This window comes from Streptomyces sp. CA-288835, assembly GCF_050936385.1.
Lineage (GTDB): Bacteria > Actinomycetota > Actinomycetes > Streptomycetales > Streptomycetaceae > Streptomyces.
The window spans coordinates 6,413,809-6,434,494 of record NZ_JBNJMW010000001.1 but is presented as its reverse complement, the minus strand read 5'-3'; the positions used below and the strand labels follow the sequence as shown (position 1 = coordinate 6,434,494).

Here is a 20,686-nt window from a genome sequence, read left to right as displayed (position 1 = left end):
CTGACGGTGGGTCAAAAAACCTTGCCGGGATTGAGGATGCCCAGCGGGTCGAAGGCCGTCTTGATCGCGCGCTGCATCTCCAGGCCCACCGGGCCGATCTCGCGGGCCAGCCATTCCTTCTTCAGGATGCCCACGCCGTGTTCGCCGGTGATGGTGCCGCCGAGTTCCAGGCCGAGGGCCATGATCTCGTCGAAGGACTCGCGGGCGCGGCGGGATTCGTCGGCATCGCCCGCGTCGAAGCAGACGGTGGGGTGGGTGTTGCCGTCGCCGGCGTGGGCGACGACGCCGATGGTCAGCTGGTGCTTCTCGGCGATCCGCTCGACGCCCTCGATCAGATCGCCGAGCCGCGAACGGGGCACGCACACGTCGTCGATCATCGTCACGCCCCGGACCGCTTCCAGCGCGGTGAGGGACAACCGCCGTGCCTGGAGCAGCAGTTCGGACTCGGCGAGGTCGTCGGCCGGGACGACCTGGGTGGCGCCCGCGGCCTCGCACAGGGCGCCGAGCGCGGCGAGATCGGCGGCCGGGTCCGAGGTGTCGAAGCCGGCGAGCAGCAGGGCCTCGGTGGTCTCAGGGAGGCCCATGTTCGCCAGGGCGTTGACGGCCTTCACCGTCGTACGGTCCATCAGTTCGAGGAGGGACGGCACATGCCCGCCCTCCATGATCCGGCACACGGCATCGCAGGCGGCGGACGCTGAGGCGAACTCGGCGGCCAGCACCAGTTGCTGCGGCGGTTGCGGCTTGAGCGCCAGTACGGCCCGTACGACGATGCCGAGCGAGCCCTCCGAGCCCACGAACAGGCGGGTGAGGTCGTACCCGGCGACGCCCTTGGCCGTGCGGCGGCCGGTGGTCATGAGGCGGCCGTCGGCGAGGACGACGTCCAGCCCGAGTACGTACTCGGCGGTGACCCCGTACTTCACACAGCACAGGCCGCCGGAGGCCGTGCCGATGTTGCCGCCGATCGTGCACATCTCCCAGCTGGAGGGGTCCGGCGGGTAGTACAGGCCGTGTTCGTTCACGGCGCGGGACAGCGCGGCGTTGATGACGCCGGGCTCGACGACGGCGATCCGGTCGACCGGGTTGATCTCGAGTATCCGGTCCATCTTGATGAGGGACAGCACGATGCAGCCCTCGGAGGCGTTGGCGCCGCCCGACAGCCCCGTACGGGCGCCCTGTGGGACGACCGGGACGCGCAGCTCGGTGGCGATGCGCATGACGTGCTGGACCTCTTCGACGGTCCGCGGCAGCACGACGGCGGCGGGCGTCCCGGCCTCGCAGAAGCTGGCCATGTCGTTGGCGTACGAGACCGTGACGTCCGGGTCGGTCAGGACCGCCTCGGCCGGCAGCCCCGCGAGCAGACGGTCGAGAAGGTTCCCCGTCACTTCATCGCGAGGGGCTTCGATACGGCTCATGATCACAGCGTCGCATCAAGGGGCACCGGTGTGAACCCCATGAGACGCTCCGCGGTAACCGGCCGGTCAGAGATTGCCCCGCTTCTCCTGCTCCCGCTCGATCGCCTCGAACAGGGCCTTGAAGTTGCCCTTGCCGAAGCCCATCGAGCCATGCCGTTCGATGATCTCGAAGAAGACGGTCGGACGGTCCTGGACCGGCTTGGTGAAGATCTGCAGCAGGTATCCGTCCTCGTCGCGGTCGGCCAGGATCTTCAGCTCTCGCAGGGTCTCGATGGGGACGCGGGTGTCGCCGACCCACTCCCCCAGCGTGTCGTAGTACGAGTCCGGCGTGGCCAGGAACTGGACTCCGGCCGCCCGCATGGTGCGTACCGTCTCGACGATGTCGTTCGTGTTCAGCGCGATGTGCTGGACGCCGGCGCCGCCGTAGAACTCCAGGTACTCGTCGATCTGGGACTTCTTCTTGGCGATGGCGGGCTCGTTGATCGGGAACTTGACCTTGAGCGTGCCGTCCGCGACGACCTTCGACATCAGCGCGCTGTACTCGGTCGCGATGTCGTCGCCCACGAACTCCTTCATGTTCGTGAAGCCCATGACCTTGTTGTAGAAGCCGACCCATTCGTTCATCCGGCCGAGCTCGACGTTGCCGACGCAGTGGTCGATGGCCTGGAACGTGCGATGGGCGGGCGGCTCCACGATCGGGTCGGCGGCCACGAAGCCGGGCAGATACGGGCCGTCGTATCCCGTCCGCTCGACGAGCGTGTGCCGGGTCTGCCCGTACGTGGCGATCGCCGCGAGTACGACGGTGCCGTGCTCGTCCTTCATCTCGTACGGCTCCTCGACCGAGCGGGCGCCGTGCTCGATCGCGTACGCGTACGCCCTGCGCGTGTCCGGGACCTCGATGGCGAGGTCGATCACGCCGTCGCCGTGCTCGGCCACATGCTCGGCGAGGAAGTGGCCCCAGGTGGTGGCGGGCTTGATGACGGAGGTGAGGACGAAGCGCGCCGAACCGTTGGTCAGGACGTACGAGGCGGTCTCGCGGCTGCCGTTCTCCGGTCCGGAGTACGCGACGAGCTTCATGCCGAAGGCGGTGGAGTAGTAGTGCGCCGCCTGTTTGGCGTTGCCCACGGCGAAGACGACCGCGTCCATTCCCTTGACCGGGAACGGGTCTGCGTCGCGCGCGGTACCAGGGGTGTGGTGGATGGTCTCAGTCATGGCGTTACGCTCCCTCCGTTCCGCAAGGTGCGCAATAGTTCGCGTATTCACTGGACAATGTGCGCAGTGAATGGCGCGTACAGTCGGTACTTCTGTACAGGATGACCATCTGCGGAGGCCTCCCATGGGGATCGATCAGCTGGACGGCCGGCTTCTCGTGCTGCTGGCGCGCGAGCCGCGGATCGGGGTGCTGGAGGCGTCCCGGCGGCTGGGTGTCGCCCGCGGGACGGTCCAGGCCCGCCTCGACCGCCTCCAGTCGAACGGCGTCATCCGCGGATTCGGCCCACAAGTGGACCCCGCGGCGCTCGGGTACCCCGTCACGGCGTTCGCGACCCTCCAGATCCGACAGGGCCAAGGCACGGACGTACGCGCCCACTTGGCGACTGTCCCCGAGGTCCTGGAGCTGCACACGACGACGGGCAGCGGCGACATGCTGTGCCGCCTCGTCGCCCGCTCCAACGCCGATCTTCAGCGGGTGATCGACCGGGTCGTGGGCTTCGAGGGCATCGTGCGGGCCGCCACGGCGATCGTCATGGAGAACCCGGTACCGCTGCGGATCATCCCGCTGGTGGAGCAGGCGGCGGAGGATCAGGCGTAGCCGGGCTGGGTGTTCAGCAGCTGGCCAGGCATAGTCGGCCTGGGTGTTCAGCAGCTGGGGACGGAGCCGCGGCCCGTCTCCAGGGCGCGGAGGGATTCGACCGTGCCCTTCAGCGTCGTCACCGGGATCAGCCGCAGCCCCTTGGGCAGCTCCGACTCCGCGTCCGAGCACTCGGCCTTCGGTACGAGGAAGATGGTCGCCCCGTCGCGTTTGGCGGCTTGCGTCTTGAGGGCGACACCGCCGACGGCGCCCACCGTGCCGTCCGCGTCGATGGTGCCGGTACCCGCGATCGTCCGGCCACCGGTCAGGTCGCCACCGCTGCCGTCACCGTCGAGCTTGTCGACGATGCCGAGCGAGAAGAGAAGCCCGGCACTGGGTCCGCCGACGTCGGCGAGCTTCAGGGTGACCTTGATGTCACCGGAGTCCTCGCCGAGGTAGTTCAAGGCGGCCTCGGTGGCGGTGTTCTGGGACTCCCGCATCTCCTCGGCGTTGTACTCCTCGATCTCCTTGACGGTGTCCCCACTCGGATACACGGAGTCCAGCGGCATCACGGCCCGGTCGGTGTCGAACCACCCATCGACCACGTCCACGAGCCGCACATCAGCATCGGGCCCGGTGGCCACGATGGTCGTCATCCGCAACTGCCCACGCGTGTCATGAGTCTCCGCCCCACTGATGGTGATGACGGGCTCCCCCCGGTTCTCCCCCAACACATCAGCGGTCATCCCCGGCTGAGCCACAGCAAACGGCAACGGCACAAAGACCGTCACGGCGAGAAGAGCCACGACGGGCAGAGCGCAGAGGGTAAGGGCCCGGGGACGAGATAGGCGAGAGAGCACGGGATCAATCTAACGTGAGGGGGATTTCCGGCCGTGTGCGCCCCGTAAGGGGCGCGGGGAACGGCGCGACCAGCCACAACGTACTCGCACCCGACATACGGCCCGTGGGGGCCTGGGGGCGCAGCCCCCAGTTTCGGGAAGGGGCGGGGCTGGGGAAAGAAAACCCGCAGCTAGCGCAACGCCTCGGCCACTTCCTTGGCCGCGTCCACAACCCGCGCCCCCACCCTCTCCGGCACGGAATCCGCAAGCATCACAACCCCCACGCTCCCCTCCACCCCGGTAACCCCCAGCAACGGCGCAGCCGCACCACTCGCCCCCGCCTCCAACTCCCCATGCGTAAGCGTGTACCCGGGATCGTCAACGGTCCCCGCAGCCGCCCGCGCCGCAAGAATCGCCTTACCCGCAGCCCCCCGATCCAACGGATGCCGAAACCCCGCCCGATAAGCCACGTGATAATCCGTCCACGTCGGCTCCACCACAGCAACAGCCAACGCTTCCGTCCCATCGACCAGAGTCAGATGCGCCGTAGCGCCAATGTCCTCGGCCAACGACCGCAACGCGGGCAACGCAGCCTCCCGCACCAACGGATGCACCTGCCGCCCCAACCGCAGCACCCCGAGCCCCACCCGGGCACGACCACCCAGATCACGGCGTACAAGCGCATGCTGCTCAAGCGTGGCGAGCAGCCGGTACACAACAGTCCGGTTCACCCCGAGCTTGCTGGACAGCTCGGTGACCGTCAGCCCATGATCGGTGTCGGCGAGCAACTTGAGGACACGCAGTCCTCGGTCGAGCGTCTGAGAGGTCTCCGCGGTCACGACGCCCACTCCTTAGTGGTGAGAGTCGACGGCCCCCTCCGCGGCGGTTGCGTCACCGGTCCCAACGGCGACGCGCTTCAGAGGCCGCCGGTCGGCAAGCGTCCCGGGTACGACCCCGGGCGGGCACCGGCTGCGCTCCGCGGCGGCGCTGCCACGGGGCGTGTGCGTAGCGGGACAGTAGCGACCCGGTTCGCTCAGCGGAAGACTCCGTCCAGAATCCGGTCAGTGTCCAGTGAGAGCGGTGTTGCGTTTGTCCTGGTACGCCCGGCGCACATCACTCCCTGTGCACCACCCCCGCACAACGCGCACACACCAATGCGCCGGTCCCGTACGCAACGAGACCGGCGCCCTGACCCTCGTACACCTGCACGAACATGTGTCACCGCATACGGGTCGCCCACTCCTGCACCTTGGCGATCCGCTGCCTCAACTGCCCCGCCGTCGCCTCCGCGCTCGGCGGCCCGCCGCAGACGCGCCGCAGCTCGGTGTGGATCACGCCGTGCGGTTTGCCGCTCTGGTGGACGTACGCCCCGACCATCGTGTTGAGCTGCTTCCTCAGCTCCAGCAGCTCCTTGTGCGTGACCACCGGCCGCCGCTCGGCGGGGAGTTCGAGGAGGTCGGCCTCGTCGGCGGGCTTCTTGCGGCTGTGCGCGATCTGGCGCGCTTGGCGCTTCTGGAGCAGCATCTGCACCTGATCGGGTTCGAGAAGCCCCGGAATCCCGAGGTAGTCCTGCTCCTCTTCACTCCCCGGATGCGCCTGCATGCCGAACTCGGCGCCGTCGTACAGCACGCGGTCGAAGGTGGCCTCGGACTCCAGCGCCTCGAAGGCGAACTCCTCCTGTTCGCCGGTGTCCTCGTCCTGCTCCTTGTTCGCCTCCTCCATCTCCTTCTCGGATTCGGCGTACGGGTCCTCCTCGCCCTCCTTCTTCGGTTTGTCCAGGGCGTGGTCGCGCTCGACCTCCATCTCGTTGGCGAAGGTGAGGAGGTCGGGGACGGTCGGCAGGAAGACGGAGGCGGTCTCGCCGCGCCGCCGGGACCGTACGAAGCGGCCGACGGCCTGTGCGAAGAAGAGCGGCGTGGAGATGGTGGTCGCGTACACGCCGACGGCCAGCCGGGGCACGTCCACGCCCTCGGAGACCATGCGGACGGCGACCATCCAGCGGTCGTCGCTGTGGCTGAACTCGTCGATCCGCTCGGACGCGCCGGCGTCGTCGGACAGGACGAGGGTCGCCTTGTCGCCCGTGATCTCGCGGATCAGCTTGGCGTACGCCCGTGCCGAGTCCTGGTCGGAGGCGATGACGAGGGCGCCGGCGTCCGGGATGCCCTTCCTCACCTCCGTGAGCCGCTGGTCGGCGGCGCGCAGCACGCTCGGCATCCACTCGCCGCGCGGATCGAGGGCGGTGCGCCAGGCCTGGCTGACGGCGTCCTTGGTCATGGGCTCGCCGAGGCGGGCCGCGATCTCGTCGCCCGCCTTCGTACGCCACCGCATATTGCCGCTGTAGGAGAGGAAGATGACGGGCCGGACCACGCCGTCGCCGAGCGCGCTGCCGTAGCCGTACGTGTAGTCGGCGGCGGACCGCCGGATCCCGTCGTTGCCTTCCTCGTACGCCACGAAGGGGATGGGGTTGGCGTCGGAGCGGAACGGCGTACCCGTGAGCGCGAGGCGGCGGGTCGCGGGCTCGAACGCCTCGAGGCAGGCCTCGCCCCAGGACTTCGAGTCGCCGGCGTGGTGGATCTCGTCGAGGATGACGAGCGTCTTGCGTTGCTCGACACGGTTGCGGTGCAGCATGGGCCGTACGCCCACACCGGCATACGTGACCGCGACCCCCTGGTACTCCTTGCTGAGCGGCCCCGCGCTGTACTCCGGGTCCAGCCTGATCCCTATCCGCGCCGCCGCCTCGGCCCACTGCTTCTTCAGATGCTCGGTCGGCGCGACCACTGTCACCTGCTGCACGACATGGTGGTGCAGCAGCCACGAGGCAAGCGTCAGCGCGAAGGTCGTCTTACCGGCACCGGGCGTGGCAACGGCAAGAAAGTCACGCGGCTGCTCCTGCAGATACTTCTCCATCGCCCCCTGCTGCCAGGCACGCAACTTACTGGCGGTACCCCAAGGGGCACGCCCGGGAAAGGCGGGCGACAGGTGGTGTGAGGAGGGAGTGTTGGCGGTGGTAGTCACGGTCTCCGTGGGGTGGTTGGGCGGCTCGGTGCGTATGAGGGGTGCGTATGACAACCGGGCCACCTTATCGGCGGCCCGGTTGGGGGAACGCGCGGGCTACGCCGCCCGACCCGTGGATGGGATCCACCTCACAGTTCCGCTCGCAGGGCGCGCAGTCGGCCCGCGATCACCCCGATATCACCCTCGGCACCGGACGCCACGTCGATGACCAGGTCGTACGCCACCTCCTGGTCGCATGTCGCGAGGTCCACGCCGTTGGCGGCGAGGAAGGTGGCTGCGGCCAGCCAGGCCGTGCGCTTGTTGCCGTCCACCAAGGGGTGGTTGGCGGCAAGGGCATGAAGGAGCGCGGCGGCCTGCTCGTACAGGTCCTGGTAGGCAGCCGTGCCGAACATGCGGGCGCGCGGCCGGTGCACGGCCGAAGCCAGCAGCCCCGGCTCCCGGGCCTCGGGAGGACGACCGCCGAAGGCGACCTCGGCGATGTCCACGACCTCGGCGACGGTGAGGTGACGGGTCACTCCCCCAACCTCCTCAGCAACTCGGTGTGCTCCTTGGCGATCGGCTCGGCGAGCGAGCGGACGAGCCTGCCCTCCGCGTGCAGATGTTTGCGTACGGCCTCCTCCGCGATCGCTTCGGGCATGCGGCCCTGCGCGTCCGCGAGGTCGTCGAGCGCCTGCCGCAGGGCGGGGTCGAGGCGGAGAGTCAGCTCTTTCATGAGGCGAGGGTAGAGCTCGCGATCACCTGGTTTCGACCGGTTTACGATCACCGCTCCGCAACCGCGTAGTCACCCAAGCCCCCGCCAACGCCACCCCCGCCATCGGCAGAAACACGGCGGCGAACGCGGCCGGTGGTGCGCCCGCGCCAGCGGCCGACGTGGCGGCGTGTGTCACCGTGCCGCCGCCCAGGGCCGCGAATGCTGCCCCGCCCGCTGCCAGCAGAAGGACGTTCGACAGACCGTCGGATATCTGGAGTGCGGCGGAGTTGGCGCCGGCCTCCTGCGGGGCGGAGAGGTGCAGCAGGAGGACGCTGGTGGAAGAAATCACCAGGCCCATCCCGAAGCAGCCGAACGCCCATGTCACCGCCAGCGTCCACACCGGCACCGCATCGATCAGGACGCTCGGAGCGGCGGCGATCGCGGCGGCGACCAGCACCATCCCCAGGCCCATCAGCCCTTCCCGGTACGGCTCCACCCGCGCCCGGGACTGCACGAAGGAGCCCAGCGCCCAGGTCGCCCCGCCCGCCGCGAGCGAGAAACCGGCGAGCGTCGGCGACAACCCCCGCTGCGTGACCAGCATCAGCGGTACGAAGGACTCCGCCGCGATGAACGACCCGGCCGCGACCCCGCGCAACAGCACCACGGACGGCAGCCCGCGCGCCGCCCGGTACGTCCCGCGCGGCAGCAGCCCCAGCACCGCGGGCACCAGTAACGCCGTCCCCGCCACGGCCGGGGCGGCCGACAGCCACCGGGCGCGTTCATCGGACACAGCCTGCGCCGCGTACTGCAGCAGACCCGCGCCCAGCGAGATCCCCAGCGCCAGCCGGATCCGGCGCCGGTCGAAGGGGGCGGCGACGGCACCCTCCGTCGGGCCGGACGCCAGTCGCCGTATCTGCGGCAGGGCGAGCGCCAGCGGGAACACCACCAGGACCGGTATGCCGATGAACACCCAGCGCCAGCCGAGCTGTTCGGTCACCGAACCGGCGGCCAGCGGCCCCACTATGGACGGGATCACCCAGCTCGCCGCGAACGCCGCCATGATCGACGGCCGCAGGTGCTCCGGATACGCCCGCCCCACGACCACGTACAACGCCACGATCACCAGCCCACCGCCGAACCCCTGCACCGCCCGGCCGAGGATGAACAGCCACATCACCCCCGCCGTCCCGGACAGCGCCAGCCCAGCCGCGAACGCCCCGATCCCCGCGGTCAGCGCCGCCAGCGGCCCGTGCCGGTCCGACCACTGCCCGGCCAGCACCATCCCGAACAGGCTTGTCGTGAAGTACGCCGAGAACGCGAACGCGTACAACGAGACCCCGTCGAGCTCCCGCGCCGCCACCGGCATCGCGGTTCCAACCGCGGTCGCCTCGAAGGCGATCAGCAGCACAACGGACACGATCCCGATGCTCAGCGCGCGGTAGGGGCGGCCGAGCACGCTGTCCTCGGCATCGGCATAGGCATCGGCGCCAGTGGTGGCGGTCGCGGTGGCTTCGGGCGGTGCGGCTGGTTCGGCCGCGGTGTCCGCGACGTCGGCGTCGCTCGGTTCCCGGGTGGTCATGGTCGCCAGCGTAAGGGGCACGGCACCCGTTGGCCCCTGTCGCTAGGTGGTGATCGCCTAAGACCTTGGTCGTACGCCCTCGCCCCCCTTTCTTGAGCTTTATGAACGCGGTATGGCAGTCCCATTGCAGCCCTCGTCGATCGCTTGAGCCTCCCCTCACCAGCGGCCTACGGTCGACAACATCGAGTTCGGAACAAGCGATTCGGAAGAAGCGCATCGTTCCCAACCCGGCCGTGTGCCCGAGTGGTTGAGGGGACCGCCTGCAAAGCGGTTTACACCGGTTCGAATCCGGTCACGGCCTCCAGGCCACCGATCACAGCCCCTGCTGCGTCTCCGCGCGACGCAGCAGCCAGAGCGTGAACGCGAGCGTGGATATGTCGGCGTTGAGCGGTCGCAGCCCGGTGTCCGAGGCGGACCACTCGTGGAGCTCTCCGGTGGTGCCGTCGACGAGAAGGTCGGTGTCCTCGACGACGAGACGGTCCGGGCTGCCGAAACAACCAAGGCGACCGAGACGACCGAGGCGGATCAACCGCTCGGCCGCATCCGGGAGTTGGCCCCCAAGGTGCGGAGCCGGGACTTCCTCGGCCGCGTACCGCTCGGCAAGCGTCTGCAGCGGCACGTCCATCTCGAGCTGGAATGTGACGCCGTCCTCCGGAAGACCCGTCTCCCGGAGGAACCGGCGAGTCGGCTCGTGCGTGAGCGTGGCCGGGAAGTCGACGTCCTCGAAGCGCATGATCCCGCCGACGCCGAACTCCTCGTCGAGCAGCCTCGTCGGCAGCTGGAGCCGGAGTCCCGTGCCCGGGTCGGCGATCCGGGTGAGGGAATGGACCAGCGCGGTCATGCGCCAGTACGCCGCCACCTCGCCCCGAACAGCCGTCGCGCCGGCCGCCACCCCCAGCCGACGCCCCGCGCCGCCTCCGCGCTCGTCGTCGGCCAACGCGCAAGCCCCCGTACCGGCGTCAATCGTCCTCATGGCTCCCCCGTACATGTGATCGCACAGTCCATCCCCAGCAGGCCCCAGCCCCGTCCCAGCAGCCGCTCCCCACTGATCGAAAACCATACGCCGCCCCACTGACAACGCCCCAGAACCCAAGCGCCACAAGGCTTCCGGCGCCCATCGCGACACCAGCCACAAACCGTCAACAGCCTCAGACCATCAACAGCCGCAGGCCGTCACTGCCCCGTCGTCACAACGGCCGCCTGGGGCCGGATCGGCAGTCGGTTCACCGGACGCCCCGTCGCCGCTCGCACGGCGGAGGCGATGGCCGCCGGGGTGGTCACCACCGGTACCGCGCTGGCCGACTTCGCTCCGAAGGGGGCGACCACGTCGCGTTCCTCGAGGAGTTTCACGATGCGGATGTCGGGGGTGTCGAGGGCGGTGGGCAGGGCGTAGCCGGTGAGGTCGGGGTGGCGGACCAGGCCGCGTGCGGTGCGCAGGTTCTCGGTGAGGGCGGCGCCCACGCCCTGGGTGACGCCGGCTTCGATACGGGCCCTGAGCTGGGCGGGGTTCAGGATGCGCCCGACGTCCTGGGCGAGCGCCAGTTCGACGACGCGTACGGAGCCCAGCTCGATGTCCACGTCGACGACCGCGCGGATCGCGCAGAAGGCCATGCCCACGAAGGCGTCGCCCTGGCCGGCTTCGTCCAGTGGCTCGGTGGGGTGCGGGCGGCACTGGGCGGTGGCCCACAGTTCCTTGCCGTCCAGGGCCTCCGTGACGGTGGTCGACAGCACGCCGTCGTACGAGGTGATCTTGCCGTCGGTGATCTGGAGCAGCTCCGTGGACATCCCGAACTTGTGCGCAAGGGGCTGCAGAAGTTGCGTACGGACCATCTTCGCGGCCCGTTCGACCGCGCCGCCGGAGACCCAGGTGTGGCGGCCGCGGCAGCCCGGCCCCGCCGGAGGCTGATCGGTGTCTACGGAGGCGACGTGCACCTCTTCGATGCCGAGGGTCTCCTGGACGATCTGCCGGGCCAGCGTGGTGAAGCCCTGGCCGGTCTCCACGGCCGCGCAGAGCACTGTGGCGACGCCGTCGTGGACCTTCACGGTGGCCGTCGAGACCTCGTCCGCGCCCTCGGCGCCGAGCATGTGGACCATGCCCAGGCCGTAGCCGACACCGCGCCGCACCGCGCCCGGTTCACCCGCGCCCTCGGGGCCGCCCGGCAGCAGCCAGTCCTCCTCGGGGGTGTCCTTGGGGAGGGCGGGCAGCGGGAAGTCCCGTACGGCCTGGAGGAGTTCGGCCACAGGGGCCGGGCAGGTCATCGACTGGCCGGTGGGAAGTACGTCCCCTGTAGACATCACATTGCGCATGCGCAGCTCGGCCGGGTCCATGCCCAGTCTCTTCGCGAGCTTGTCCATCTGCGCCTCGTAGGCGGCGCAGACCTGCATGGCGCCCTCGCCGCGCACATGCCCGGAGGGCGGGTTGTTGGTGCGTACGGCCCAGCCCTCGATGAAGGCGTTCGGGACGATGTACGGGCCGCAGGCGAAGGAGACCGCGGCGGCCAGGGCTTCGGACGAGGTGTCCGCGTACGCGCCCGCGTCGAGCAGGATCTGCGCCTCGACCTTCACCAGCCTGCCCTCGGCGTCCGCGTGGTGGCGGTAGCGCAGGAGGGTGGGATGGCGGTGGACGTGTCCGAGGAAGGATTCTTCGCGCGTCGCCGCGAGTTTGACCGGACACCCGGTCTTCAGGGCGAGCAGCCCCAGGGGGAGCTGGAAGCCCTGGTCCTCGCGGTCGGCGGTGGCGCCGGGCACGCCGGTGACGACGACCTTCACGCGCTCCGGTTCGAGGCCGAAGCAGGCGGCGGCGGTGTCGCGGTCGGCGTGCGGGTCGGTGGACGCCAGGTAGAGCTCGACGCCGCCGTCGGGGCGGGGCACGGCGAGGCCGGCCTCGGCGCCGATCGGGGCCGGGTCCTGGCGGCCGATGCGGTACAGGCCTTCGACGACGATCTCGCCGGCCGCCTCTGAGTCGCCGTGCCGCAGCGGGATGTGGCGGATCAGGTTGCCGTCGGGGTGCAGGGGTTCGGCTTCGAAGGCCTGCTCGGGGTCGGTCACCGGGTCGAGTACTTCGTACTCGACGATGACGGCGGCGGCGGCCATCCGCGCGGTGTCCGGGTGGTCGGCGGCGACGGCCGCGATGGGCTCCCCGTGGTGGCGTACGACCTCGGAGGCGAACACCGGGCGGTCGGCCGTACCGCGGCCGTACAACGCGCTGCCCGGTACGTCCTCGTGCGTGACGACGGCCCGTACGCCGACCATCTGGAGCGCGTGGGAGGTGTCGATGGAGACGATGCGCGCGTGCGGGTGCGGGGAGCGCAGCACGGCGGCCCACAGCAGGCCCTCGGCCCACAGGTCGGCCGCGTACGGGAACGTGCCCTCCGTCTTGGCGCAGGCCTCCACGGACGGCAGGGACGCGCCCAGGCCGTGCTGCGGCTCGGGGTCCTGAGCGGGAGCGGCCTCCACGGTGGTCGTGGTGGCGGTTTCGTTGCTCACGCCTGGCCTCCGTCCTGACCGTAGGGCTGCTGACGCGGCGCGGACGCCTCGTACGCCGATGGGTCGACGCTACCCCCGCCGGGGCCCGCCTGGTGCGGGATACGGGCCTCTTCGGCGTCCTGGGCGGCTTCGGCGGACGCGTGCGCCTCGCGTTCGGCGACGACTTCGCGCACGGCGTCGAGGACGCCGCGGTAGCCGGAGCAGCGGCACAGGTTGCCGCTCAGCGCCTTGCGGGTCTCCAGTTCGCTGGGCGCCGGATTGCCCTCCAGGAGGTCGTGCACGGTCATCGCCATCCCAGGGATGCAGAAACCGCACTGCACGGCGCCGCACTTGGCGAGGGCCCGCTGTACGTCCGAGGGCTGCCCGGCGGCGGCCAGGCCCTCGACCGTGCGCACCTCGCTGCCCGCCGTGGTCACGGCGGGCACCAAGCAGGACGCCACGAGCCGGCCGTCGACCTGCACGTTGCAGGCCCCGCACTCACCCTGCGAGCAGCCGTCCTTGGCGCCGGCGAGTCCGAGCCGCTCACGCAGCACGTAGAGGAGCGATTCGCCGATCCAGGCGGCCGTCACGGGCCGGTCGACGCCGTTGACCCGCAGCACGTACGAGGACAGGGGGTGCATCTCGTCGTGCGCAAGCGCACTCGGGGTGTCGCCGTCCTCGGATTCCTCGGCGCTGCCTTCAGGAGTGCCCGCGCCGTCAGCGGACTCCGGAGAATGTTCTGATTCGTCAGGCGCCTCCTGGGGCACCGTTTCGGACTCGGCGCCCGGTTCGTCGGCGTACTCCTGAGAACCGTGCTCCGAAGAATCGTGCTCAGGAGTGCCGTGCTCCGGAGTGGTGCCGTGCCCCTGAGTGTCGTGCTCCGGAGTGCCGTACTCGGGCGACTCCTCCACTGGCTCTTCGCGCTCCACGGAGACGCTCTCCGAAGAGGCGCTCTCCTGTGAATGGCCCTCTACGGAGACGGCGATTTCGTCGGCGTGCTGCCCCGAGACGTCGATGATCTCGGCGGCCTCGGCCGCGCGGGAGGCCGCGGAACTCTCGGCGTGGCGGACGTCCTCGTCCGATGCGAAGAGGTGCTCGGCGGCCTGCGGCTCAGACACGTGCTGCTCGGGCTGCGCCCAGGAATCCTGCGACCAAGGCGCCGCCGCACCGCCGGGCAACGTCGCCGGAGGGCTGCCGCCCCACTGCTCGACCAGGGCCGAGGTCGAGTACTCGCCGGACTCGTCGGGCAGATCACCGTCGGCGACGGGGATGGACCACTCTCCGGTCACGTCGTGTCCGGGAGCGCTCGGGCCGTCCTGTGCGGGCGCTGCGGGCTCCTCGAAGGTCCACTGGCCGGTGGCCCCGGGGCGGTACGAGAAACCGTCGTAAGTGGGCTGCTGCGGCTGTTCGTCGCGCTGTGCGTTCGGATCCGGCCACCGCACTTCCTGCGGCTGCTGCGGCTGCCCCTCCTCGGACTCGATGTGCGGCGGTACGTAGCCATGGCCGGGTGCGGCGAGCGGGGAGTCGGACCGGAGTGCGTCGATGCCCCCTTCGGGGAGCTGGACGAAGGCGGTGGCGCCGTCGTCGTAGTCCCCCTGGGGCAGCGGATCCCAGCGGCTGCCCGGCCGGGGCGTGCCCTCTTCGTGCTGGTCGTCGGTCACGAAAGTGCCCTCCCCAGTGCTCGTCGGGCCAGCGCGGCGACGGTGCGCCGCAGGTGCAGTACAGCGGGTGGCAGTTGCTCCACGGAGCCGTCCTCCGCGGGGGCCGGGTCGGGGATGCAGGCCGCCGCGACGTACTCCCCGAAGGCGTCCCGCGCTTCCGGCACGATCGCCCGGTTGTTGTCCCAGTCGATCAGCGAGGCGACCCACTGCTCGGCCTCCAGGGGCCGCAGCGGCATGGGCGCTATGGCGCCGACGGCGCACCGCACTCCGCGCCGGGCGGGGTCGAGGACGAGCGCCACGGACGCCAAAGCGCGTCCGGGTCCCGTCCGTCCGGTCGCCTTCAGGAAGACCTGTGGGGCGTGCAGCAGCGGCACGCGCACGTACCCGATGAGTTCGCCGGCGCGCAGCATCTCCACCCCGGCGAGCAGATGCGAGACGGGGATCTCACGGCGGGCGCCACCCTGGCCCGCGATGATCAACGTGGCCTCCAGGGCGGCCAGTACCGGAAGCGCGTCTCCCGTAGGGGCGGCCGAGGCGATGTTGCCGCCCAGGGTGCCCGCGTTACGGATCTGCGGCGGGCCCGCGGCTCTCGCGGCGGCCGCGAGCGCCGGGATGAGGGCCGCGAAGTCGGGGCGGCCCATGCGGGCATGCGTGAGTCCCGCGCCGAGCAGCGCGTGGCCGTCCTGGTACTGCCAGCCGCGGATCTCGCTGATCCGGCCGAGGCCGACGAGTGCGGCAGGCCGCATATGCCCGGAATTGACGGAGGTCATGAGGTCCGTGCCGCCGGCCACCGGAACGGCCGCCGGCGTGGCGGCGAGCGCCGCCACGGCCTCGTCCAGAGACGCGGGCAGCGTCACGGTCTGCGCCGCCTGCGGTGCGTGCGTGGTCAAACCGGCTGCCCCTTCCCGCTGTCCCACCTGGTCCCACCTGTGTTGCCGTACGGTACGTGCTGACAGGGCGGACGTGGCAACTCTGGCACATCTTCCCCAGTGCACGATGCGGGGGTCCGCTAGGAGGCTTTCGCACCCGCAACTAGCGGGTTGGTCCGTTTTCGCACGACATCACCGGTCAGGGCGAATTGGCGGACTTCACAGAGCCTTGGGTGCCTTTCGCCCGGGTGCCACCGTTCCAGGGCGGCCGGTTCGCGGCACCCCCTTGAGAGCCGGCTCACACGTTTGGGGGCGCCCCCTCGATCGGGCGTCCGAGCACCCCCGGTCGCCGCTGCCAGGGCAGGGGACCCGTGGGCGGGCGATAGGCCACTCCCAGGGCGTCAAGTCGCTTGTAGTGGGCGGTCATCCGCTGCTCGAAGCCCGCGAAGTCCCGTTTCGCGGGAGCGGGCAGCGCACTCCACGCGACCTCGGCGAAGGCCGCGAGCCGAGGGAACGTCTGATAGTCCACGCGCGCGTGGTCCTCCATCACCTCGGTCCACACGTTGGCCTGCGTGCCGAGGACATGCCGTGCCTGATCAGGGGTCAACTGCGGTGGAACGGGCTCGAAGCGGTAGATGTCCTCAAGGGTGCGTACGTAGCCGATGGGCACCGGTTCGTCGGCGCCGCCGTCCTGGCGGTGGTCCAAGTACACCTGCTGCTCCGGGCACATGACGACGTCGTGGCCCGCCCGTGCGGCCGTAATACCCCCTTGATAGCCACGCCATGACGAAACGGCAGCCCCCGGCGCAAGGCCCAATTTTGTCGTCTCGCCTCCGGGCGCTCTGATCCCCTGTCGACACTCCTCGTCGAGCGGTCGCTTCGCTCCCTCCTCCTCGTCGCTTTCGACAGGGGCGCGCCCTTCGGCTCGACTCCCGCCTTCCAGGATCTCGTCCCAGCCGATCAGACGACGCCCGCGCGCGGTCAGCCAGTTGTCGAAGTGACGGATGAACCACGACTGCAACTCGTCCTCGTCCGCGAGCCCCAGCTCCCTGATTCGCGCCTGCACCGTCGGCGACTGCTTCCACTGTTCCTTGGCGCACTCGTCGCCGCCGACGTGGATGAACTCCGAGGGGAACAGCTCCAGGACCTCCTCGAAGACCTCCTCGTAGAACCGGAGGGTGTTGTCAGTGGGGGCGAGTACGTTCAAGGAGATGCCCCAGTTGTCCCAGACGGAGAGGGAGGTCGTGTCGATGACGTCGGTGTTGCCGAGTTCCGGATACGCGGCGATGGCGGCCTGCGAGTGGCCCGGGATGTCGATCTCGGGGACGACGGAGATATGCCGCTCGGCGGCGTACGCGACGATCTCGCGGATGTCGTCCTGCGTGTAGTAGCCGCCGTGCGGCTTCTCCTCCCAGAAGGGCGAGGCACGATGGCCGAATTTCGTACGCGCCCGCCAGGAGCCGACCTCCGTGAGCTTCGGGTGACGCTTGATCTCGATGCGCCAGCCCTGGTCGTCGGTGAGGTGGAAGTGGAAGACGTTCAGCTTGTGCGCGGCCATCAGGTCGAGATAGCGCAGCACGCCGTCCTTGGGCATGAAGTGCCGTGAGACGTCGAGCATGAGGCCGCGCCAGCGGAAGCGGGGCGCGTCCTCGATCGTGACGTACGGCACGGCCCAGGCGCGGTCGCGCCGGAGCGGTGCCCTGCGGTACGCGTCGGGGCCGAGGAGTTGCCGCAGTGACTGGGCGCCCCAGAACACACCGGCCGCGCTGCCGCCCTCGACGAGGACGCCGGATTCGTCGCTGACGAGGCGGTACTCCTCGGGGCCGAGTGCGGGGTCGAGTTGGAGCCCGATGCCGTCGCCGTTGGTGTCGTCGAGTTCCCGCCCCTCGTGCAGGGGCAGGCCGGTGGCCTCCCGGAGGACGGTGCGCAGCCAGTGGCCGACACCCTCCGTCGCGGTGTCGGCGTAGAGCTGGGAGTGCGCCGTCAGCCGCACCTCGCCGCCAGGACCGGCGACGAGGCTGCGGGGCGCGGGGATCAGTTCACTCACGTCAGTCCTTTACCGCGCCGCCCAGTCCGGAGACCAGCCGTCGCTGTACGAGTACGAAGAAGACCAGCACCGGAATCGTCATCACCGTGGACGCTGCCATGACGCCGCCCCAGTCGGGCTCCTCCGGCTTGTAGAAGACGAGGAGGGCCATCGGCAGAGTCGACTGCGAGGTGTCGCTGATGATGAAGGACTTGGCGAACAGGAAGTCGTTCCAGGTCGAGATGAACGAGAACACACTGGTGGCGACGAGCCCGGGAAAGACCAGAGGGAAAAGGATCTGCCACAGGAATCGCGCCCGGCTCGCTCCGTCGATGTACGCGGCCTCCTCCAGGGCCTCCGGGACCGCCTTCACGAAGCCCCGCAGCATCCAGATGGCGAACGGCAGGGAGAACGCGATGTGCGGCAGGACCAGCGAACCCAGTGTGTTCAGCTGACCGAAGTCCCGCATCAGGAAGAAGAGGGGGATCGTCAGCGCCTCGATGGGCACCATCTGCGCGATGAGGAACATGATCAGCAAGGTCGTGCGGAGACGGAAGCGGAATCGTGTCACCGCGGTCGCCGCGAGGAACGCGATGAGTGCGGAGGCGACGACCACGGCGACCGCGACGGTAAGGCTGTTGAGGAAGTAACGGCCGAATTCCTGCTGCCCGAAGACGCGCCGGAAGGAATCCAGGGACGGGGTGAGCGTCCAGGGACGGGGCTCGGTCGACTCGATCTCGCCGGCCGGTTTGAAGGCGCTCAGCACCATCCAGTAGAGGGGGAACGCGACCACGGCGGCGATCAGCAGAGCCGACGCCTCCGCGGCCAGCCGCCAGGGCCGGCGCACCCGGAACCGTACGGGAAAACGCGACGAACTCAAGGAACTCACAGCTCCTCCCCTTGCCTGCGCAGCAGCCGCAGATAGACGAGTGTGACCGCCAGGAGAATCAGCAGCATCACCACTCCGATCGCCGAGCCGAGGCTGTACTGCGAGGAGGCGAACGCCTTCTGGTACGCGTACACGTTCAGCACGAGGTTCTGTCCGGCGATACCGCCGCCGTTCGTCATGACGTAGATCTGGGTGAAGACCTTGAAGTCCCAGATGACGGACTGGATGGTGACGACCACGAGGATCGGCCGGAGCATCGGCGCGAGCACCGAGCGCCAGATGCGCCACTGCGAGGCACCGTCCAAGGCGGCCGCCTCCAGCACCTCTTCCGGGACGGCGCGGATGCCCGCGTACACCGTGACCATCACGAACGGGAAGGAGCACCAGACGACTTCGAGGAGCACGAGGGCGAAGGCGCTGTAGCGGTCGTACGTCCACGAGTGGTCGCCGAGACCCAGCATGCGGTTGACCGGCCCGAAATCGGGGTCGAACAGGAGCAGCCACACGGTCGAGCCGGTGACCGCGGGCGTGGCCCAGGCGCCGAGCGCGGCCAGCATCAGGGCGAGCCGCGGCACGGCCCGTACGCGCGTCAGCAGCACGGCGAGCGCGCAGCCGACGGCGAGCGTCGACACGACGCAGGCCGCCGCGAACACCATGGTCGCGAGCAGCACTTGCCAGAACTGATCGTCCGCGAAGAGCGTCGCGTAGTTCCCGAACCCCTGGAAGGTCGTCGGTTCCCCACCGCTGACCTGGGCCTGCGTGTACTCGAGGAACGAGATCAGCCCGAGCTGGTAGACGGGGTAGACCAGCAGCCCGCCGAGGACGACGAGGGCGGGCGCGAGATAGAGCCACGGCGTCCATCCACCGCTCCCGCGCCGCCACGTGCGCCCCGGCCGGCCACCACCGCGCGCCGGGCTCCCCGCCACCCGCCGGGCCGGGACCGAAGCCCCGCCGACCGGAGACTTACGGGCCACCCCCACGCCACCGCGCGCCGCACCCCCGGCCGCTGAGCCGTGGCCCGGCGGCGGAGGGCCCGGGAGCGGGTCTTTCGTCATGCGCTTCACCCCGCGGAGCTGAACGCGTCGTTCATCTTCTTCGTCGCGTCCTCAGAAGCCGCCGCCACGTCCTTCTTGCCGCTGATGACCTCCTGGAACATCGTCGGCAGGACGAGCGAGGCGTCGATCTGCGCCCAGGCCGGCGAGGCGGGTACGAACTTGGTGCCGGCGCCGAGCGTCTTCACGAAGGGCTCGACGAACGGCTCCTTCTTCGCGACGTCCGCGCGCACATCCGAGTACGTCGGCAGGAATCCCATCGCGTCGAACAGCTCACCCTGCGTCTTCTTCGACGCGAGCTGCCTCATCAGGTCGACGGCGAGCGTACGGTGCGAAGTGCTCTTCAGTACGCCGATGTTGTTGCCGCCCGCGAAGGCCGGCGCGATCTCGCCCGCCTTCAGACCCGGCAGCGGTACGACGGCGTACTTGCCCTTGACCTTCCCGGCCTCGACCGCCTGGTGGTTGAAGTCACCGCCGATCGCCATGCCCGCCTTGCCGGAGGCGAAGGCCGTGACGGTGTCGTTGCCGCCCATGCTCGCGCACTTGGCGGCCGGACAGTTGTCGTCGCCGAAGAGCGAGGTGTACGCCTTGATGCCCTTCTGGGCCGCCGCGCTGTCGATCGTCGCTGCGTACGAACCGCCCTTGCCCTCGGCGATCTCGCCGCCGTTGGACCAGATGAACGGCATCGCGGCGTACGTGGACGCGCCGCCGACCGCGAGCCCGTACAGATCGGGTTTCGCCTGCCGGATCTCCTTCGCGGTGGCGATCAACTCGCTCTGCGTCTTGGGGACTTCGAGGCCCAGCTCCTTGAAGATGTCGGTGCGGTAGTACAGAGCGCGGACGCCGACGAAGAACGGGGCGCCGTAGATCTTCCCGTCGACCGTCACGGACTGCTTGGCCGTCGGGTCGGTGTCCTTGGCCTCGCTCCAGTCCCCGAACTCCTCGGTGATGTCCGCGAGTCCACCGTCCTTGACGTATCCGGCGGTGTCGGTGTTGCCGTACTCCATGAGGTCCGGCGCGCTCTTGGGATCATTGAAGGCGGCCTTGATCCGCTGGGCGCGGGTCTCGACCGGTATGTACTCGACGTCGACCTTCGTGCCCTCATGGGCCTTCTCAAAGGCGTCCACGGTGGCGTCGACGACCTTCTGCTTCGGCCCGGTGTTGACCTCCTGGAAGAGCCACACGCGCAGCGTCCCGCTCTTCTCGTCCTTGCCGCCGGAACTGTCGGAGGACTGAGGGGCACAGGCGGTCGCGGTGAGAGCGGCGACGACAAGTGCGGCTATGGGGGCGGCTGTTCGGGCGGAACGGCGGGCAGGGAATCTGGCCGGGAGTCTGACGGGGAACTTCATCGGTTTCCTCCGAAAGGGCGAGTGTTGCAACATGCGCAATGCTTGTTTCA

The 20,686-nt window shown here is 69.6% G+C and carries 17 protein-coding genes and 1 tRNA gene; 2 read left to right on the top strand and 16 right to left on the bottom strand.

Going from position 1 to position 20,686, the window contains the following annotated elements; translation table 11 throughout:
• Positions 1 to 11 precede the first annotated feature (11 nt).
• Both ACQEVY_RS29350 and hppD read right to left on the bottom strand, forming a co-directional pair.
• Entirely contained in the window at positions 12 to 1,418 is a 1,407-nt protein-coding gene (locus ACQEVY_RS29350) for an FAD-binding oxidoreductase (protein ID WP_432952375.1), read from the bottom strand.
• A 60-nt stretch (positions 1,419 to 1,478) separates the two neighbouring features.
• Positions 1,479 to 2,624 carry a 4-hydroxyphenylpyruvate dioxygenase gene (gene hppD, locus ACQEVY_RS29345; RefSeq protein ID WP_432952374.1) on the bottom strand — a complete coding sequence of 382 codons (1,146 nt, stop codon included), beginning with the start codon at positions 2,622 to 2,624 and terminating at the stop codon, positions 1,479 to 1,481.
• A gap of 124 nt (positions 2,625 to 2,748) precedes the next feature.
• Between hppD and ACQEVY_RS29340 the strand changes: the two genes are divergently transcribed.
• A complete protein-coding gene (locus ACQEVY_RS29340) occupies positions 2,749 to 3,222 on the top strand; it encodes an Lrp/AsnC family transcriptional regulator (protein WP_432952372.1) in 474 nt (157 codons plus the stop codon).
• 47 nt (positions 3,223 to 3,269) lie between these two features.
• On the opposite strand, the gene ACQEVY_RS29335 is transcribed toward ACQEVY_RS29340, so the two are convergent.
• From ACQEVY_RS29335 to ACQEVY_RS29310, 6 genes are all read right to left on the bottom strand, one after another.
• Entirely contained in the window at positions 3,270 to 4,061 is a 792-nt protein-coding gene (locus tag ACQEVY_RS29335) for a S16 family serine protease (protein ID WP_432952370.1), read from the bottom strand.
• Between the two features lie 170 nt (positions 4,062 to 4,231).
• Complete coding sequence (locus ACQEVY_RS29330) at positions 4,232 to 4,879, bottom strand: IclR family transcriptional regulator (protein WP_432952369.1); 648 nt, start codon at positions 4,877 to 4,879, stop codon at positions 4,232 to 4,234.
• Positions 4,880 to 5,258: 379 nt separating this feature from the next.
• Positions 5,259 to 7,055: a DEAD/DEAH box helicase gene (locus ACQEVY_RS29325; RefSeq protein ID WP_432955457.1), complete on the bottom strand. Its 1,797-nt coding sequence runs from the start codon at positions 7,053 to 7,055 to the stop codon at positions 5,259 to 5,261.
• Positions 7,056 to 7,183: 128 nt separating this feature from the next.
• A complete protein-coding gene (locus ACQEVY_RS29320; RefSeq protein WP_432952368.1) occupies positions 7,184 to 7,570 on the bottom strand; it encodes a type II toxin-antitoxin system death-on-curing family toxin in 387 nt (128 codons plus the stop codon).
• On the bottom strand, positions 7,567 to 7,767 hold the full coding sequence (locus ACQEVY_RS29315; protein WP_432952367.1) for a hypothetical protein: 201 nt from the start codon (positions 7,765 to 7,767) through the stop codon (positions 7,567 to 7,569). Before ACQEVY_RS29315 ends, ACQEVY_RS29320 begins: the two co-directional genes overlap by 4 nt.
• Positions 7,768 to 7,789: 22 nt before the next feature.
• Positions 7,790 to 9,325 (bottom strand): MFS transporter, encoded by a 1,536-nt coding sequence (locus ACQEVY_RS29310; protein ID WP_432952366.1) that lies wholly within the window; start codon positions 9,323 to 9,325, stop codon positions 7,790 to 7,792.
• A gap of 229 nt (positions 9,326 to 9,554) precedes the next feature.
• Here ACQEVY_RS29310 and ACQEVY_RS29305 point away from each other — a divergent pair.
• A tRNA-Cys gene (locus ACQEVY_RS29305) sits at positions 9,555 to 9,629 on the top strand.
• Between the two features lie 9 nt (positions 9,630 to 9,638).
• On the opposite strand, the gene ACQEVY_RS29300 is transcribed toward ACQEVY_RS29305, so the two are convergent.
• The 8 genes from ACQEVY_RS29300 to ACQEVY_RS29265 all read right to left on the bottom strand — a co-directional run bounded on the left by ACQEVY_RS29300 (position 9,639) and on the right by ACQEVY_RS29265 (position 20,636).
• Positions 9,639 to 10,298 carry an SUKH-4 family immunity protein gene (locus tag ACQEVY_RS29300; protein ID WP_432952365.1) on the bottom strand — a complete coding sequence of 220 codons (660 nt, stop codon included), beginning with the start codon at positions 10,296 to 10,298 and terminating at the stop codon, positions 9,639 to 9,641.
• 200 nt (positions 10,299 to 10,498) lie between these two features.
• A complete protein-coding gene (locus tag ACQEVY_RS29295; protein WP_432952364.1) occupies positions 10,499 to 12,811 on the bottom strand; it encodes a xanthine dehydrogenase family protein molybdopterin-binding subunit in 2,313 nt (770 codons plus the stop codon).
• The gene (locus tag ACQEVY_RS29290) at positions 12,808 to 14,451 is read right to left on the bottom strand and encodes a 2Fe-2S iron-sulfur cluster-binding protein (protein ID WP_432952363.1); all 1,644 of its coding nucleotides are present in this window, start codon (positions 14,449 to 14,451) and stop codon (positions 12,808 to 12,810) included. Before ACQEVY_RS29290 ends, ACQEVY_RS29295 begins: the two co-directional genes overlap by 4 nt.
• The gene (locus ACQEVY_RS29285; RefSeq protein WP_328771245.1) at positions 14,448 to 15,341 is read right to left on the bottom strand and encodes an FAD binding domain-containing protein; all 894 of its coding nucleotides are present in this window, start codon (positions 15,339 to 15,341) and stop codon (positions 14,448 to 14,450) included. Before ACQEVY_RS29285 ends, ACQEVY_RS29290 begins: the two co-directional genes overlap by 4 nt.
• A 277-nt stretch (positions 15,342 to 15,618) precedes the next feature.
• The gene (locus ACQEVY_RS29280; protein WP_432952361.1) at positions 15,619 to 17,367 is read right to left on the bottom strand and encodes a beta-N-acetylhexosaminidase; all 1,749 of its coding nucleotides are present in this window, start codon (positions 17,365 to 17,367) and stop codon (positions 15,619 to 15,621) included.
• A 1-nt stretch (position 17,368) separates the two neighbouring features.
• Entirely contained in the window at positions 17,369 to 18,235 is an 867-nt protein-coding gene (locus ACQEVY_RS29275) for a carbohydrate ABC transporter permease (protein ID WP_432952360.1), read from the bottom strand.
• Entirely contained in the window at positions 18,232 to 19,290 is a 1,059-nt protein-coding gene (locus ACQEVY_RS29270) for a carbohydrate ABC transporter permease (protein ID WP_432952359.1), read from the bottom strand. The genes ACQEVY_RS29275 and ACQEVY_RS29270 overlap by 4 nt, the downstream gene beginning before the upstream one ends.
• A gap of 5 nt (positions 19,291 to 19,295) precedes the next feature.
• Positions 19,296 to 20,636, bottom strand: a complete 1,341-nt coding sequence (locus ACQEVY_RS29265; protein ID WP_432952358.1) for an extracellular solute-binding protein — start codon at positions 20,634 to 20,636, stop codon at positions 19,296 to 19,298.
• Positions 20,637 to 20,686: the final 50 nt, after the last annotated feature.

What these genes read in the sequence shown, in the direction of transcription:
- ACQEVY_RS29265 (WP_432952358.1), bottom strand. Translation starts at nt 20,636, where the DNA reads ATGAAGTTCCCCGTCAGACTCCCGGCCAGATTCCCTGCCCGCCGTTCC.
- ACQEVY_RS29340 (WP_432952372.1), top strand. Translation starts at nt 2,749, where the DNA reads ATGGGGATCGATCAGCTGGACGGCCGGCTTCTCGTGCTGCTGGCGCGC.
- ACQEVY_RS29300 (WP_432952365.1), bottom strand. Translation starts at nt 10,298, where the DNA reads ATGAGGACGATTGACGCCGGTACGGGGGCTTGCGCGTTGGCCGACGAC.
- ACQEVY_RS29270 (WP_432952359.1), bottom strand. Translation starts at nt 19,290, where the DNA reads ATGACGAAAGACCCGCTCCCGGGCCCTCCGCCGCCGGGCCACGGCTCA.
- ACQEVY_RS29315 (WP_432952367.1), bottom strand. Translation starts at nt 7,767, where the DNA reads ATGAAAGAGCTGACTCTCCGCCTCGACCCCGCCCTGCGGCAGGCGCTC.
- ACQEVY_RS29310 (WP_432952366.1), bottom strand. Translation starts at nt 9,325, where the DNA reads ATGACCACCCGGGAACCGAGCGACGCCGACGTCGCGGACACCGCGGCC.
- hppD (WP_432952374.1), bottom strand. Translation starts at nt 2,624, where the DNA reads ATGACTGAGACCATCCACCACACCCCTGGTACCGCGCGCGACGCAGAC.